A 14,619-nucleotide genomic window follows, 5' to 3' on the forward strand; every position below is an offset into this window, starting at 1 on the left:
CTCGAGAACATAAGTAAAATCTGAAATTACCCCTAAAAAATACCTATAGTTGTATTTATTATTTTACTCTACCTTCCGATGTCTCGGGCCGGTCCGGCACTGAGTTTGAAGCGCTGCCTTCGCAAAACGCAGCGAAACCACGGGAGATAGAAGCATGCCGATCGACACACTGGATGCTGCCGCCTGGAAACTGGTGAGCAATCTCGATGCAACCTGGAATGCCAATGGCGGCAAAAATTACGGATGGGGAACCGTCGCGACCGAACCCCAGACGCTGACGGCCAATGCGATACTCGCGGTCTACAAGCTGCAGCAGGGCGACCAGAGCCTGACCAAGGACTATTACCTCGTCACCGGCGATGTCTATCACGGCATCCAGGGCTCGCCCACAAGCCCCGCCAGCAACTGGGTCTCGGTCGGCTTCTACGCGAACTACATGAAGCTGCGCATCAGTTCCGGATCGCCGGAAACACGGGTGACCAGCTTTGGCCCGAACAGCACCATCGAGGATGTCACGATCAGCTTTTCCGTGGGCGGCGAACTCAGCGGAGAGGTGGAGGAGAAGGGGGGCAAAATCGGCGGCTCAATCAATGCCAGCGTCGGCATCAGCTTTACCGCCTCCGAAGTCTCGTTCGCCGCCCGCCCGGCAACCGGGTCGGTCGAATGGCACACCAGCCTGCCCCATGTCGGCTGGATCAGCCCTGCTAGCCCGGCCAATCCGGGCCGGACATCCTATGCCGGCTATATCTGGAACCCGGCGGTCATTTTCGAGGTGCCGCAGGGCAAGGTGCCGGCCCTCGGCGGACAGTTGGAAGTCGATTTCGAGTTCAACTGGACGCGCGGCATTCGCAAGCGCTCGTTCACCCCGATCCTTGACCTCGTCTACCAGCCGGTGGGCAGCGCTACCCCGGCGGTCGAGGGCACAAAGACGGTGCCGACCATTCTTGAAACCCTGCACAGCCTGGCCAAAGGACCGAAAACCACGGGCCAGACCGATACGTTCCTCGCCGCCCTGCTGCAGACCGGCCTTGCCAAGGCCTTCGGCGACAGCAATCTCGAACAGTTCGTCATCGCCCCCACCAACGCGACCATCGAGGCCTATTTTGAGGCGAACCCGGCCGTCGCTCTTGCCGCATCATCTCTCGCCAACCAGCGCTGGCTGGAAGACTGGATCGCCGAGCGCGTCATCAGCCTGCCGCCGAAATATGCCTGGCAGACGACGCTGTCCAAGATGAAACAGACAATGGCTTCGAACGGAGACTGGTACGATTGCGCCGACGGAACCCTGTTCGTTTCCGATTGCTACGAGCCGGATGTAAAACTCAAGGCCGGCCTGAACGATGTGATCTCGGGCGCAGCGGCCTGAGCGACGACAGCAAGGCTCCCGGCCTGTTCCGCCGGTCGGGAGCATAAGCCCTGAACCATCACGAACCAGGCCTGTCCAGATTGCCATCGTGCCAGAGGATATGCTGGGCGGTTTCCGGAAGGCTCTCGATCTGTTCGGCGATGAAATAGGGCGGAATGTCCAGCGCTCGAAGCGACGCGACGGTCGCCCTTGCCCACTTGAACTCCAGATCGTTCTTTCCATCGCGCAGGCGGTGCACGATGTCCGTTTCATGGAACGGGAATGCTTGCGGAATATCCATCCGGTAATAGAAGCCGATCTCGTGATAATCCCGTTGCTCGTAGCGAAAGAAATTCTCCACCGTCCAGAGCATGCGCCCAACGGTGACTTCGACGCCGAGCTCCTCGATCATTTCCCGCCGCAGCGTTTCGGCAGAGGTCTCGCCGATCTCGGCGCGGCCGCCGGGAAACGTCCAGAACGGCTCATGCGTCGCCCGGTGGACCAGGACATGCCCATTTCGAAAACCGAGCCCGGCGATGCGGAAATTAAACCGCCGCTCGCCTGCATCCACACGGATCATCCTGCGTTTCGCCATTGGACTAGCCGAGGTCTACAACGACGATCTCCGGCGGAGAGCCGAAGCGGATGGGGAGGATCGATGTGCCGAGACCACCGGAGACGATGATGTTGCGATCGTTTTCGACAATGTGTCCATAGGCATAGCGATTGCGATAGCGCGACGGAACGACCGGCGAGTAACCGAAGAGACGGATCTGGCCGCCATGCGTATGCCCCGAAAGCGTCAGTGCCACACGATCCGGCACCTGCGGGAAAATATCCGGCTCATGCGCCATCAGGACAACCGGCGCCTCATCGCCGATCTGTGCCAGGGTTCCCGGTAGATCGTCCAACCCTTCCCAGGGACCGATCTGGTCGGCAAGGCCGGCAAGCCAGAAGGCCTTTCCATCTTTTTCGAAACGCGCGGCACGATTGTCGTAAACCGGCACCCCGATCGATTCCAGCGCCCCATGCACAAGCGTCGGTCCCTTGCCGGCCGCCATCGCGCCGGGGTCGTCCAGCCAATCATGATTTCCGAGAACCGCGTGGACACCGAGCGGCGCCGACAGTCGGGACAGTTCACGCGCCCAGTCCTCAGGCTCGACATGCCCTGACCTGACGCGCATGCCGGACAGGAAATCGCCGAGCAGAAGCACCATGTCGCCGCCAAGGGCATTGGCCTGCTGGCAGATGTCGCCGATCCGCCTCGGCGGCATCCAGGGTGCGCAAGCATGAATATCAGCGAGAACCACCAGCCTCAGCTTGAGGCCGGACGGCCAGTTTGGCGGAACAAGGCTGTAACGTGTCACCCGTGGCCGCCTGCCAGGCTCGATGCCCACGGCATAGGCACCGGTTGCAGCACCACTCAGCACCAGCCCGGCGAATGTTCGAAAAAAACCGCGACGCGAAACCAATCAGTCTTCCTCCTGGAACAGGCGGAACTGGGTGGCTTCCAGATCCTTGGGTATCGTTAATCCAAGGTGTTTCCATGCGTTTGCGGTTAAAATACGCCCGCGCGGCGTGCGCTGGATAAAGCCCTGCTGGATCATGTAGGGTTCGATGATGTCCTCGATCGCATCGCGCGGTTCCGAAAGCCCGGCGGCAATGGTCTCGATGCCAACAGGACCGCCGCCGAAATTGAGCGCGATCATCGTCAGATAGCGCTTGTCGAGCTGATCGAGCCCCATATTGTCGACCAGCAACCGGGTCAGCGCCTCGTCGGCGATCTGCCGTGTCACGGCTTCGGCCTTTGCCACTTCGGCGAAATCCCGCACACGCCGCAGCAGGCGACCGGCGATGCGCGGCGTGCCGCGCGCCCGGCGAGCAATCTCGCGGGCGCCCTCATCGGTCATGCCGAGCCCCATAAGCCGCGCCCCGCGCCGCACGATCAGTTCCAGTTCCTCGACGGTATAGAAATTCAGCCGCACCGGGATCCCGAAGCGATCCCGCAGCGGCGTGGTCAGAAGTCCAAGCCGCGTGGTGGCCGCGACCAGCGTGAACTTCGACAGATCGATCTTGACCGAGCGCGCCGAAGGTCCCTCGCCGATGATCAGATCGAGCTGGAAATCCTCCATGGCCGGATAGAGGATTTCCTCCACGGCCGGGCTCAGCCGGTGGATTTCGTCGATGAACAGAACGTCGCGATCCTCGAGATTGGTCAGAAGCGCTGCCAGATCGCCGGCCTTGGCAATAACAGGACCGGAGGTCGAGCGGAAATTGACACCGAGTTCCTTGGCCATGATCTGCGCGAGCGTCGTCTTGCCGAGACCGGGCGGTCCGACAAAGAGAACATGGTCGAGCGCCTCGCCGCGGTTTTTCGCGGCCTCGATGAAGATCTTCAGGTTGGCGCGCGCCTCGGCCTGGCCGGTAAACTCGTCCAGCGTCTGCGGCCGCAGCGTCGTATCGAGGTCGTCGCCCTTTTTCTCAGGCGTGATCAGTCTTTGCTCTTCACTCATCGAAACTCAATCTCATGCTGCAATGGCAATGGCAACGGACTACTTGGACAGTTCCTTCAACCCCAGCCGGATCAGCTTGGCGCTATCGGCTCCCTCGCCGCCATTTTTCAGCGCAGCGGCCACCGCATTGGCGGCCTGATCGCGGGAGTAGCCGAGATTGGTGAGCGCCGAGACCGCATCGGTGACGGGTCCGGAGGCGAGCCCTTCGCCGAGTTCCTGTTTGAAGCCGATATTGCCCGCCGCTTCGCCGGCAAAGGCAGGTGCCTTGTTTTTCAGTTCCGTCATGATCCGGATCGCCACCTTCGGACCGACGCCGGGTGCTCGCGACACCGCCGTCTTGTCCTGCAGGGCGATTGCATTGGCGAGTTCGCCCGGGGTCAATATCGAGAGCACGGCCAGCGCCACCTTCGAGCCGACACCCTGGACGCTCTGCAGAAGCCGGAACCATTCACGCTCGAGCGCACTGAGGAAACCGAACAGCCGCAACTGGTCCTCGCGCACATAGGTCTCGATGAACAGCACGACGGCCTCGCCGGCAGAACCGATCCGCGACAGGGTGCGGGCCGAGCAATGCGCGACATAGCCGACGCCATGGACATCGACCACCACATGATCGTCGCCGATTTCATCGATCGTGCCCTTGAGTTTGCCGATCATGCGTCAAGTCCTTGTCAGCGGATGGGTTTCGGGGGTGATGAGATCAACGGTCGGGAAATAACTCCGGTAACCCGCAGGATCGCGCGTGACGAGCGGATAACCGCGGATCGCCGCATGAGCACCGATCAGGAAATCCGGCAACATGCGCTCGCGCCTTCCGCCCGCCGCTCGATAGCGGCGAAAGGCATAGGCTGCAGCAAAGGCCGCCGTCCAGGGCAGGCTTTCCCGTACGAATTCACTGCGTGGCAAAAGCGCTTCCACTTCGTCGAGATCGTCATATCGATAGGAAAATTCCGAATAGATAATTTGGTTGATGACCACATTTCCGCGCGTCATTGCCAGCAACAACTGGGTCCGCGACCATTCCATCCAGTCTTCGTCACGCACAGCGAGATCAACCAGCACATTCGTATCGATCAACGTGGTCATGAGCACCACACCTCGCTATCGGTCACGGGTGATGCGCATCAGGTCTTCGGCATCGACATTCTGGTCGCCGGTCCCGGAGAGACGGTCCAGCGTCGAAACAAAATGCCGCAGTCGCTGGCGGTCCGCATCCTGCGTACCGCCATTTTTCGGCATGATGGTTATGACCCCGGCCTCGACACCGAAGATCACTTCGCTGTTCGGCTCTATGCCGACCAGTTCGCGCAGGTCGCGGGGGATGGTGACTTGACCCTTGGATGTGACGCGCATGACCAACTCCATTCCTTGAGTAAGGATTATCCTTACTTATAGAACAGGTCAAGAACAAACTACCCAGCAAGCGCCGCCATGCGCAGGCGCGCGCCGCCGCGGTTGTGCGCGTGGCAGATGGCGATCGCCAGCGCGTCGGCGGCGTCATTGCCTTTGAATTCCGCCTTTGGCATCAGGATCTTGACCATCATGTGGATCTGTTGCTTCTCGCCATGACCGACGCCGATCACCGATTTCTTGACGGCGTTCGGCGCGTATTCGGCAACCGGCAAGCCGGCGCGCGCCGGCACCAGCATGGCAATGCCACGCGCCTGTCCGAGTTTGAGGGTGGCCACCGCATCCTTGTTGACAAAGGTCTGCTCGACCGCCGCCTCGTCCGGCTTGTGCAGATGGATGATCTCGGCCAGGCCGTCATGCAACTGGCACAGTCGCGAGGCCAGATCCATGTCGCCATCGGAGATCACCGTGCCCGACGCGACGAAGCGCAGCGAATTGCCGAGTGTGTCGATCACGCCCCATCCGGTGCGGCGAAGACCGGGATCGATACCGATGATGCGAATCGTGTTCTGCATGGGCGAAAGCTTAATACTCATGCCCGGACGCTGCCAGCGAAATGTGAACAAACCAACAACATCCAGCAGTCCATCACCAATCTCAACCGATTTTGCTGAGGGCCCGCACCTTTAATTGGCGCCATCAGCGCTTACATAGGATCAAGATACATCCGCAGTTGAAGGCTTTTCCCATGGTTCCCTTTTCGATTCTCGATCTCTCGCCGATCACGCAAGGAAGCACCGCAGGACAGGCGCTGGCCAATTCGCGACGCCTGGCGCAGGAAGCCGAAGCATCCGGCTATACACGGTTCTGGCTGGCCGAACATCACGGCATGAAGGGCATTGCCAGCGCGGCGACCGCAATCGTGATTTCCCATGTCGCCGCCGGCACGAAGACGATCCGGGTCGGGTCCGGCGGCATCATGCTGCCCAATCATTCGCCGCTGGTGATTGCCGAGCAATTCGGCACGCTGGCAGCCCTCTATCCGGACCACATCGACCTTGGCCTTGGCCGCGCGCCGGGGACAGACATGCGCACCGCTGCGGCCCTGCGCCGCAACATGGAAACCAGTGCCAACAACTTCCCCAACGACGTGGTCGAACTGCAAGCCCTGCTGGGACCGGCAGGTGCCGACCAGGCTCTGCTCGCCGTACCGGGTGCCGACAGCAACGTGCCGATCTGGCTGCTCGGATCCAGCCACTACAGCGCCCATCTCGCCGGCATGCTCGGCCTGCCGTTTGCCTTCGCGTCGCATTTCGCACCCGACATGCTGTTGTCGGCGCTGGAAATCTACCGCGAACGTTTCACGCCCTCGCAATATCTGGAAAAGCCCTATGCCATGGTCGGCATCATGGGGGTCGCAGCCGACACCGACGCGCAAGCGGAACACCTGTTCACCTCGATGCAGCAGTCCTTCGTGGCGCTCCGGCGCAATGCGCGCGGCCAGTTTCCGCCGCCGGTCGACAGCATGGATGGGCTCTGGAGCGATCAGGAGCAGATTTTCGTCGACCACGCGATGACCTACGCGGTTGTCGGCGGACCGCACACGATCAGCACCAAGATCGCGCGTTTCCTCGATGAGACCGCTGCTGACGAACTCATCGTCTCCATGCCGATCTTCGACATGGATGCGCGTCTGAAATCGGTCCGGCTGTTTGCGAATGCACAGCAGTCTCTGGCCAAGGCGGCATGACAAAGCCCGCATGAAAAAGCCCCGGATCGCTCCGGGGCTAAAAAACGCGGACAGGACGGTGCCTTGCCTCAGACCTTGAAGTCGAAATGCTTGCGCACCGTCTCGAGGATTTCCCAGGTGCCCTTGAAATCGGCCTCGACGACAAACGCGTCGCCGGCTTCGACTGTCACAGGCGTTCCGCCATCCGGCGTGATGATGATCCTGCCAGCGATCATGTGCACGAACTCATAAGCCGTATAGGTCGCGTGATAGGTGCCGGGCGTCGCTTCCCAATAACCTGAAACCATAGAACCGTCCGAGGATGTGTGCAGCGCCCAGGTCTTCATTGTCGGCGCACCGGCCACGACAACCCAGCCGTCCAGCGTTGCGGGATCGCCATCGGCCGGAGCCGGTTTTGCAAGTTTCGTCACGGTCTGCATGGTCGCTATCCCCTTGTGAAAACATCAGCCTACCGCGTGCCCCTGCCGCCCGACCCGCCGAATCCGACAGGTCGTGGCGTAACCAGGGACGGATCAGGCCGAAAGCTTGGCCATGATTTCGTCGGAGACTTCGAAGTTCGAATAGACGGCCTGGACGTCGTCGTCGTCTTCCAGGACGTCGATCAGTTTCATGACCGAAACCGCCTTTTCTTCATCGACGGGCACCGTGTTCTGCGGCTTCCAGACGATCTTGACGGTCTCGGCCTCGCCGAGCGCGGTCTCCAGCGCCTTCGAGACCTCGTTCAGAGCCTCGAAGCCGCAGAGGATCGTGTGACCGTCCTCATCGGTGGTGACGTCATCGGCACCGGCTTCGATCGCGGCTTCCATGACCTTGTCCGCGTCGCCGACAGCCAGCTTGTAGGTGATTTCCCCGACATGATCGAAGGAAAAGGAAACCGAGCCGGTTTCGCCCAGAGCGCCGCCGGCCTTGGTGAAGGTCGAACGGACATTCGAGGCGGTGCGGTTGCGATTGTCGGTCAGCGCCTCGACGATCACTGCCGTGCCGCCCGGGCCATAACCCTCATAGCGGATCTGCTCGTAATTCTCACCTTCACTGCCGGCCGCCTTCTTGATGGCCCGGTCGATGTTGTCCTTCGGCATCGACTGCGCCTTGGCATTCTGGATCGCCAGACGCAGGCTTGCGTTCATCGACGGGTCCGGCAGACCAGCCTTTGCCGCGACGGTGATTTCGCGCGCCAGCTTGGAGAACATTTTCGAGCGCACGGAATCCTGGCGACCCTTGCGGTGCATGATGTTTTTGAACTGTGAATGGCCGGCCATGGCGCCCTCCGAAAATTCGTCTTCTTTTTGAGATGGCGCCTTATAGTTTTATTGCCGCCATCCGTCCAGCAGGGCGGCATGCTTTTCAGTTGGCCTCGATCCGACGCCGGCTGAGAAAGAACGTGTGCCCGTCGCCCCGGTCGCAGGTCAGACCCGTCCGGGTGGACGTACAACTGAACGGCCCCTGCCGCCATGTCTCGCCATAGTCGAGGACAGGCGCGACCGAACAGCAGCTCGGATCCCCCACATTCTTATCCAGGGTCGCCGGGCCATCGGCGGACAGCGTCGCGCGCACATAGCGCGGCTCAACCCTGTCACAGGCGAGTTCCGGCCCGCCATCTTGCGGACGATAGACGGAGGTTCCGCCTTCCGGCGTGTAGATGCAGCCGATATTGCCGGAGGGCAACACGAACCCCTCCTGCCGCCCATTGTCGATCGCGCGGGTTTTCGTCTTGGCTTCCGGCTGCACCGCCTCGATAGAGGGCGTCGCCCCATCACTATCTGCAGAGGGCAGGCGTGGCGCCGGTGCATTGCTGCCCGCAAAAGCACCCGTCGCCATGGCAAGGCCTGCGAGAGAAGACAGCAGATAAAGCTTCATTCGAGAAACGCCCGCTTGTTACACGCCCTTCAGGATATAAATCAGCGGCTTCCTTGGCAAGGACCGCAGCGACACGATAACGTTCGTGCCGCTGGCAAAACTGCGATCGAAACTGCCGTCGAACATCTGCAGGAAACTTTCGATCGGCGGGCCACGGCGGTGCATGGGCAGGATCAGCGCCGAGCGCAGCCGTGTCACGACCCGGCTCATGCTTTCAGCACCCATCGTCAATCCGCCATCCACCGGCACCATCAGGACGTCCAGGCGACCAATCTCGGCATAGTGGCTGTCGGTGAGTTCGTGGTGCAGGTGTCCGAGATGGCCGATGCACAGGCCGGCAACCTCGAAGATGAAGATCGAGTTGCCGTTCGGCTCCATCGCGCCATAGCCGGAGCGAATATCCGTCGTCACATTGCGGATATAGGCATCCCCAACGACGAGGTCATGATCGGCTGGGTTCGCATCATCGCTCCAGCCTTGCAGCACATGTTTGATCGCGGGATCGGGAGAGAGCGTGTAGTGGCTGGAATGCGCCTTGTTCATCGTGACGACGGTCGGCGGGGTCGCAGCCCCATACCAGCCGTTAAAATCCGTGGCGATGGAAATACCGCCGGGCGTCTCGATCAGGAATGTCGAATGTCCGGCATAGGTGATCGTCACCTCTTCCGCCGCCGCCTGCACGGGAAACACAACATCCGGTTTGAAGCTGGCGAAGGTGACATCAGGCACCGCCTGCGCAATGGCCTGGCATTGGCTAACGGGGGGCCTTGCCTCCTGCGCCCGTCCGGGCGTCGCCGCAGGCATGTAAACGGACAGGACGGTTGCAAGCATGTAGGCGAAAGAACGCGGCATCATGCACCTCACAGGGGGTTTTGCATGTGCGAAGGATAGGCCACCCGCCTTCCCCGTCCAGCCTCAATACGCCAGCCACGCTCACAATTGCGTTATTGCGGAACCCTATGGCTTGGCTTTTTTCAGGATTTCGTTGATGCGGCCCTGCCAACCTTTCCCCGTCGCTTTGAATTTGGCGATGACGTCGGGATCCAGCCGCAGCGACGATATTGGATCGCCGCTTGTGCTCATCATGGCGATTTTCATGTTTTATGTATTACATTTAATCGAACAGTATCCCGTTGGAATGAACCCGGAGCGGACCTATCGCCAGAATTCCGGAATGGCTTCCGCCAGCCGCGGCCCCATCCTGAGCGGGGCGATTTTTTCGGCCAGGCCGGTGCGGTCGGAAATCTCGACGCCGACGCCGCAGATCGTGGCCGGTCCGGAGGCGGCCTCGAAGCGGCCCTTGGGCATCTTGGAGATGAACCGGTTGAGCGGCTCTTCCTTTTCCATGCCGAGCGACGAATCATAGTCGCCGCACATGCCGGCATCCGACATATAGGCCGTTCCGCCATTCAGGATCTGCGCATCGGCTGTCGGAACATGGGTGTGCGTGCCGACGACAAAGCTGGCACGGCCGTCGACGAAATGGCCAAAGCACTGTTTTTCGCTGGTCGCCTCCGCATGGAAGTCGAAGACGATCGCATCGGCCTGTTCCTTCAGCGGGCAGGCGGCGAGGATCGCCTCGGCGGCCTTGAAGGGATCGTCCAGTTCCGGATGCATGAAGACGCGGCCCATGACATTGGCGACCAGCACGCGCGCGCCATTGCGGGCAAAATAGAGGTTGGATCCGCGGCCGGGCGTTCCCGCCGGATAGTTGGCCGGGCGCAGGAACTGGTCGTGCCGCTCGCAGAAGGAAACGGCTTCCTTCTGGTCCCAGACATGGTTTCCGGTGGTCACGACATCGGCACCGGCATTGATGGTCTCGAGAAAGATGTCCTCGGTGATGCCGAAGCCACCGGCGGCATTTTCACCGTTGACGATGACGAAATCCAGCTTCAGGTCGCTGACCAGGCCCGGCAACCGATTCCAGACCGCCGTCCGGCCGGTCTTGCCCACCATATCGCCGAGAAACAAAAGCCGCATAGTCTATCCTGCTCCAAAAACCTTGAGGCCGCTTTCCGTCAGGATTGCCTCAAGCGCCACGTCATGCGGCTCCGCCGGCACTGATGCCACTTCCTGGCAGTCGAATGCAATCCCGATCAGCCGTGGCACAAGCCCTTTCTGGCGCAACCGGGCGATCGCGCGGTCATAATGCCCGGCGCCATAGCCGATCCGGTTGCCGCGAGCGTCGAACGCAGAAAGAGGCACCAGCAGGATATCAGGATCGAGCACGGTGGCTTCGGGCCCAGGCCCCGTGGTTCCGAAACCGGTCTTGACCACGGGGGCGCCTGTGACGAGTTCGCGAAAGACGATCGTCTCCCGATCCAGCACCACCGGCAGACACAACCGCGCGCCCCGGCCTTTCAGCCTCGCCATCAGCGGCCGGATGTCGGCTTCCGAGCGGATTGGCCAGAATCCGGATATCACCTGCCCGGGTTCGAACGGGATGGCGTCACCCGCATGATCCAGCATCATCAGGCTCGCCTCGATGCGAGCCTCCGGCAACATCCCATCCCGCAGCGCCAGCCGCTCACTGCGGATCTCTGATTTGGCTTCCTTCGGGCTCGTCATGGCATTTCCTTATTCTGCATCCGCATTTATCGTAGAGCCTTCAACAGGCCGCTTGAAAGCCGCTACCGTCGCATTCGATCCTTTCTACGACAAAACGCCCACCCGTGTCGCAAAGGCACAACGTTAGCGGACTGTTCATCATGCAGGCGGGTTTCGCTTTCTCACGACGCTTGCTGCGTGCCAAAGACGCGAGGGATTTCAATGATTGAAAGAATGCGCTGACCGTTCCCTGTCGGCAAGCGCTGCAGACAGAATACGGAGCCCGTCATGTCCATGAAGGACCAGATGCTTCACGAACTCGACCCCCTTGAACTGCGCTGCCTGTCGCTGGCGGCCCGGGGGCGGACCCGCGAAGACATCACCCGCGAAACTGATATTCCCCACGATCGCATTGATGCAGCGTTTGAACAGGCGATGGAAAAGCTACAGGCAGACAATGTCGCCGAGGCGATCTTCCGGGCGGCACGGATGGACCTGATTTCGTGAGCTTGGCTTGCGTTTAAAGCATCCAGAAGAAATGTCGGGCACGTTTCACGTCGCGCAGCCGTTCCTGACTTTCGCCAAACGCGGCCTGCCCTGCACCGATGTCATCCAGCAGGTGGTCGTCGCCGCGACGGCCTATTTCCGCGAAAAGGCATCGCAAACGCCGCGCCCGTCTCCAGGCTGCGAAAGCCTCCAGCACCACACGGCTCGGTAAACGCCTTCGCTCTGCAGGATCGTCGGTCATCTCTCGCACTCCTTGAGGAATGCGCCGACTATTCGTCATTGCTTGACATGACACAAACGAATTGAAATCATGTCTCACATCAGAAAAATTCATGGCGAGTCCCATGCGAAATCCCCTCGATAGCGACCTCCTCCGAACCTTCGTTGCGGTGGCGGAAAGCGGAAATTTCACGAAAGCCGGGGAAGCCGTCGGCCGCACCCAGTCAGCCGTCAGCATGCAGATGAAAAAGCTTGAAGACGTGCTTGGCGAAGCGTTGTTCGAGCGCGGCTCCCGCGGCGTCACATTCACGGATACAGGCAAGCGGCTGCTCGACAATGCCCGCAGGATCGTTACGCTCCTGGATGACACGGCCGCCGCCATGCGTGCGCCGGTCCTGGATGGTGTCGTGCGGATCGGCATTTCCGAGGAATATGTGAACTCTGCCCTGCCGAAAGCGCTCGGCACCTTCGCCGCCGTGCATCCGGGCGTCGAGGTGACCGTCCATCAGGGCGTTTCGATTGCCAACGTCATGGCGCTGGAAGCGGGCGAAATCGATATCGCCGTCGTCTTCGAACCGGGTGGCCGCTCGAGAAGCGAAGTCCTGATGATCGACCCGACGGTCTGGGTCACCTCGGAGCAGCATGGCATGCACGAGCGCCGCCCCCTGCCGATTGCGCGCTATACGGATATCAAGGGCGGCTGGTGCGATTCTCTGGCGGAGGAGAATTTGCGAAAGAGCGCCATTCCAAGCCGTGTTTCCTACATCAGCACCAACAGCAGCGGGCTCGCGGCAGCCGTCACATCCGGACTTGCTGTGGCGGCCTTGTCGCGAAGCAGCATCCCGCCGGGATGCCGCGAACTCACATCGGACGACGGCTTCGACATCATCGACTATTCGAACGTCGTCCTGCGTCAGCGCTCACGCCATCCCGACCGGATCGTCGGCTCCATGTCGGATGCCATACGCGACGCCTTCCGGAGGAAAGACCCGCCAGCTTGAAAGCGGAGGCCCGGCCGCAAGGCACACATCGTAAAAAAGGGAAAAAGTGCGATCCACACAACCGATGGATTTTTACGATCCTGGGTGCCTACAAACGTAGGTGGGCGCCATATGTCCAAGCCCACGGGCCTTATATTGGATAGGAACGAAGTTCTATCTAATTGAATTCAAAGAAAATACACTACATTTCTTTAAAAGTTGATCGCCTAATATCTCGCTGATTTAGCTGACTCACGACTCATCTAGAGATGGTGCAGTGTTGCAAGCGGTGTTAAATTTTTCAACCGCCTGATCCCGAAAATTATCGCCCGTGGAACAGAAATTGTTGCCTATCCGTTTGAAGCTCGTTCTATCATCCCCCGGCAAGCGCCACGACCAAAAGAACAAACCCGACGCCAATAAACGGCAGTTCAAGCCGTTGTCGCGGGTGGGAACGTTCGGGTGACGTAGCCGGAAACCAACTTAGTCGTTCCTGTCGCCCTATCAGCAGGATGGAGCAGCTTTACCTTCCCCCGACCTATACCAAAAGCGGGTGCCGATGAGACCAAAAACATCCGTCGTGAGAAAGACGGACGCTCTCGTTTGGACAAGTGCGCCAACAAGGTTCGAATCGCTGATTCACCCCGTGGTACCAACGAAGCGTAGGTGTCCGTCCCACGGGATTGCCCGAACTACCCGTGGATCGATTTTAGGCCTCCGTGGGATCTACCCAAGTGCAACTAATGGTGTTAATTAAGCATCTATTGATCGAAGGAAGTCGTTTTGCCATGCAATTGAGTTTTGCCGAAAAAAAAGCTGAAGAAGCTACCAAATTGCCTGCTTTCCCAGTTAATTTTCATAAAGTTCGGTCTCATGTCGAGACAGTACTCACCGAGTGGAAAACGAGCGGCTTCTTTCAAGAGTATACGGATCACAGCTTTATCCACGTAAGGGATATGCTGCAAACCGTGGAGTGGTTAATTCCACCCGAAACGCAGTCTGAAATGACTTCGGCTGACTGGTTCATGTTAGTTCTCGCCATCTATTTTCACGATATGGGACTGATAATTACTCGTGCCGAGTTTGAAGGGCGTTATAAGGATCCGGACTTCAAAACTTTTTTGGACAATCCCATTCTTGCCGCTGAGAAGCATGCACAATTCCTAGCAAAGTTAGCTTCACTACCTGCGGATGTCGCCGAGCGGCTACGCTACGAAGAATATGTTCGCTTTAGCCATGGGAAACGGGTCAGAGCATGGCTGGAAGGCGGGTCCGCGTTTGAGGATACATTATCGCCAATGCGGGATATCCTGGAGGAACTGGTGAGACCGCTGGATCCCACCATCCGTCGCGATTTAGCTCTTCTGTGTGAAAGCCATACCCTTAACGGAATCGAGAATACTACTATTTACAAGACCTCGCAGCCTTAGAGTCCGTCCGAACACTTTCTCATTTTGAACATAGCCTTCGCAGCATGAGGCGGATGGAGGCTAATTTGAGGAAGGCAAGCGCATTTCTTGACAGGTTTTCGAGGTCCTTGGCCAGTCTACG

19 protein-coding genes and 2 pseudogenes are annotated in these 14,619 nt (G+C 59.7%); 5 read left to right on the forward strand and 16 right to left on the reverse strand.

What is annotated here, in order from left to right:
* The first annotated feature begins 154 nt into the window (after window positions 1–154).
* Window positions 155–1,366, forward strand: a complete 1,212-nt coding sequence (locus tag AX760_RS22255; RefSeq protein ID WP_071835207.1) for a hypothetical protein — start codon at window positions 155–157, stop codon at window positions 1,364–1,366.
* Window positions 1,367–1,424: 58 nt separating this feature from the next.
* Here the strand turns inward: AX760_RS22255 and AX760_RS22260 are convergent, their stop codons facing one another.
* From AX760_RS22260 to ruvC, 7 genes are read right to left on the reverse strand one after another with little or no spacing between them, the layout of a single operon-like run.
* Complete coding sequence (locus tag AX760_RS22260) at window positions 1,425–1,940, reverse strand: NUDIX hydrolase (RefSeq protein WP_071835208.1); 516 nt, start codon at window positions 1,938–1,940, stop codon at window positions 1,425–1,427.
* Window positions 1,941–1,944: 4 nt separating this feature from the next.
* Window positions 1,945–2,817, reverse strand: coding sequence for a metallophosphoesterase (locus tag AX760_RS22265; protein ID WP_071835209.1), 873 nt, complete (start codon window positions 2,815–2,817; stop codon window positions 1,945–1,947).
* Window positions 2,818–3,858, reverse strand: coding sequence for a Holliday junction branch migration DNA helicase RuvB (gene ruvB, locus AX760_RS22270; RefSeq protein ID WP_071835210.1), 1,041 nt, complete (start codon window positions 3,856–3,858; stop codon window positions 2,818–2,820).
* A gap of 39 nt (window positions 3,859–3,897) precedes the next feature.
* Window positions 3,898–4,515 carry a Holliday junction branch migration protein RuvA gene (gene ruvA, locus AX760_RS22275; RefSeq protein ID WP_071835211.1) on the reverse strand — a complete coding sequence of 206 codons (618 nt, stop codon included), beginning with the start codon at window positions 4,513–4,515 and terminating at the stop codon, window positions 3,898–3,900.
* A 3-nt stretch (window positions 4,516–4,518) separates the two neighbouring features.
* A complete protein-coding gene (locus AX760_RS22280; RefSeq protein WP_071835212.1) occupies window positions 4,519–4,944 on the reverse strand; it encodes a type II toxin-antitoxin system VapC family toxin in 426 nt (141 codons plus the stop codon).
* Window positions 4,945–4,959: 15 nt separating this feature from the next.
* Window positions 4,960–5,211, reverse strand: a complete 252-nt coding sequence (locus AX760_RS22285) for an AbrB/MazE/SpoVT family DNA-binding domain-containing protein (protein ID WP_071835221.1) — start codon at window positions 5,209–5,211, stop codon at window positions 4,960–4,962.
* Window positions 5,212–5,270: 59 nt separating this feature from the next.
* Entirely contained in the window at window positions 5,271–5,783 is a 513-nt protein-coding gene (gene ruvC, locus AX760_RS22290) for a crossover junction endodeoxyribonuclease RuvC (protein WP_071835213.1), read from the reverse strand.
* Window positions 5,784–5,956: 173 nt separating this feature from the next.
* Between ruvC and AX760_RS22295 the strand changes: the two genes are divergently transcribed.
* The gene (locus AX760_RS22295) at window positions 5,957–6,958 is read left to right on the forward strand and encodes an LLM class flavin-dependent oxidoreductase (RefSeq protein ID WP_071835214.1); all 1,002 of its coding nucleotides are present in this window, start codon (window positions 5,957–5,959) and stop codon (window positions 6,956–6,958) included.
* A 68-nt stretch (window positions 6,959–7,026) separates the two neighbouring features.
* Here AX760_RS22295 and AX760_RS22300 read toward each other — a convergent pair whose 3' ends face one another.
* The 7 genes and pseudogenes from AX760_RS22300 to AX760_RS27355 form a co-directional block, all read right to left on the reverse strand.
* The gene (locus AX760_RS22300; RefSeq protein ID WP_071835215.1) at window positions 7,027–7,377 is read right to left on the reverse strand and encodes a cupin domain-containing protein; all 351 of its coding nucleotides are present in this window, start codon (window positions 7,375–7,377) and stop codon (window positions 7,027–7,029) included.
* A 93-nt stretch (window positions 7,378–7,470) separates the two neighbouring features.
* Window positions 7,471–8,217 carry a YebC/PmpR family DNA-binding transcriptional regulator gene (locus tag AX760_RS22305; RefSeq protein ID WP_071835216.1) on the reverse strand — a complete coding sequence of 249 codons (747 nt, stop codon included), beginning with the start codon at window positions 8,215–8,217 and terminating at the stop codon, window positions 7,471–7,473.
* Between the two features lie 85 nt (window positions 8,218–8,302).
* The gene (locus AX760_RS22310; RefSeq protein ID WP_087149333.1) at window positions 8,303–8,815 is read right to left on the reverse strand and encodes a DUF6636 domain-containing protein; all 513 of its coding nucleotides are present in this window, start codon (window positions 8,813–8,815) and stop codon (window positions 8,303–8,305) included.
* 18 nt (window positions 8,816–8,833) lie between these two features.
* Entirely contained in the window at window positions 8,834–9,670 is an 837-nt protein-coding gene (locus AX760_RS22315; protein ID WP_071835217.1) for an MBL fold metallo-hydrolase, read from the reverse strand.
* Between the two features lie 102 nt (window positions 9,671–9,772).
* Window positions 9,773–9,871: pseudogene (locus AX760_RS22320) on the reverse strand (BrnA antitoxin family protein); the annotation flags it as partial.
* A gap of 99 nt (window positions 9,872–9,970) precedes the next feature.
* Complete coding sequence (locus AX760_RS27350) at window positions 9,971–10,795, reverse strand: TIGR00282 family metallophosphoesterase (RefSeq protein ID WP_175552118.1); 825 nt, start codon at window positions 10,793–10,795, stop codon at window positions 9,971–9,973.
* Window positions 10,796–10,798: 3 nt separating this feature from the next.
* Window positions 10,799–11,383 carry a 5-formyltetrahydrofolate cyclo-ligase gene (locus AX760_RS27355; protein WP_175552119.1) on the reverse strand — a complete coding sequence of 195 codons (585 nt, stop codon included), beginning with the start codon at window positions 11,381–11,383 and terminating at the stop codon, window positions 10,799–10,801.
* Between the two features lie 267 nt (window positions 11,384–11,650).
* Between AX760_RS27355 and AX760_RS22330 the strand changes: the two genes are divergently transcribed.
* Window positions 11,651–11,869 (forward strand): helix-turn-helix domain-containing protein, encoded by a 219-nt coding sequence (locus AX760_RS22330; protein WP_087149334.1) that lies wholly within the window; start codon window positions 11,651–11,653, stop codon window positions 11,867–11,869.
* 13 nt (window positions 11,870–11,882) lie between these two features.
* Here the strand turns inward: AX760_RS22330 and AX760_RS26880 are convergent, their stop codons facing one another.
* Window positions 11,883–12,215 (reverse strand): hypothetical protein, encoded by a 333-nt coding sequence (locus tag AX760_RS26880; RefSeq protein WP_139276126.1) that lies wholly within the window; start codon window positions 12,213–12,215, stop codon window positions 11,883–11,885.
* Between AX760_RS26880 and AX760_RS22340 the strand changes: the two genes are divergently transcribed.
* On the forward strand, window positions 12,214–13,089 hold the full coding sequence (locus tag AX760_RS22340; RefSeq protein ID WP_071835219.1) for a LysR family transcriptional regulator: 876 nt from the start codon (window positions 12,214–12,216) through the stop codon (window positions 13,087–13,089). The genes AX760_RS26880 and AX760_RS22340 overlap by 2 nt on opposite strands.
* Window positions 13,090–13,856: 767 nt before the next feature.
* Complete coding sequence (locus AX760_RS22345; RefSeq protein ID WP_071835220.1) at window positions 13,857–14,498, forward strand: HD domain-containing protein; 642 nt, start codon at window positions 13,857–13,859, stop codon at window positions 14,496–14,498.
* 19 nt (window positions 14,499–14,517) lie between these two features.
* Here AX760_RS22345 and AX760_RS26885 read toward each other — a convergent pair.
* Window positions 14,518–14,619 (reverse strand): annotated as a pseudogene (locus AX760_RS26885) (IS5/IS1182 family transposase); the annotation flags it as partial.

Origin of the sequence: Pararhizobium antarcticum (assembly GCF_001885585.1) — a bacterium.
Taxonomy (GTDB): domain Bacteria; phylum Pseudomonadota; class Alphaproteobacteria; order Rhizobiales; family Rhizobiaceae; genus Pararhizobium; species Pararhizobium antarcticum.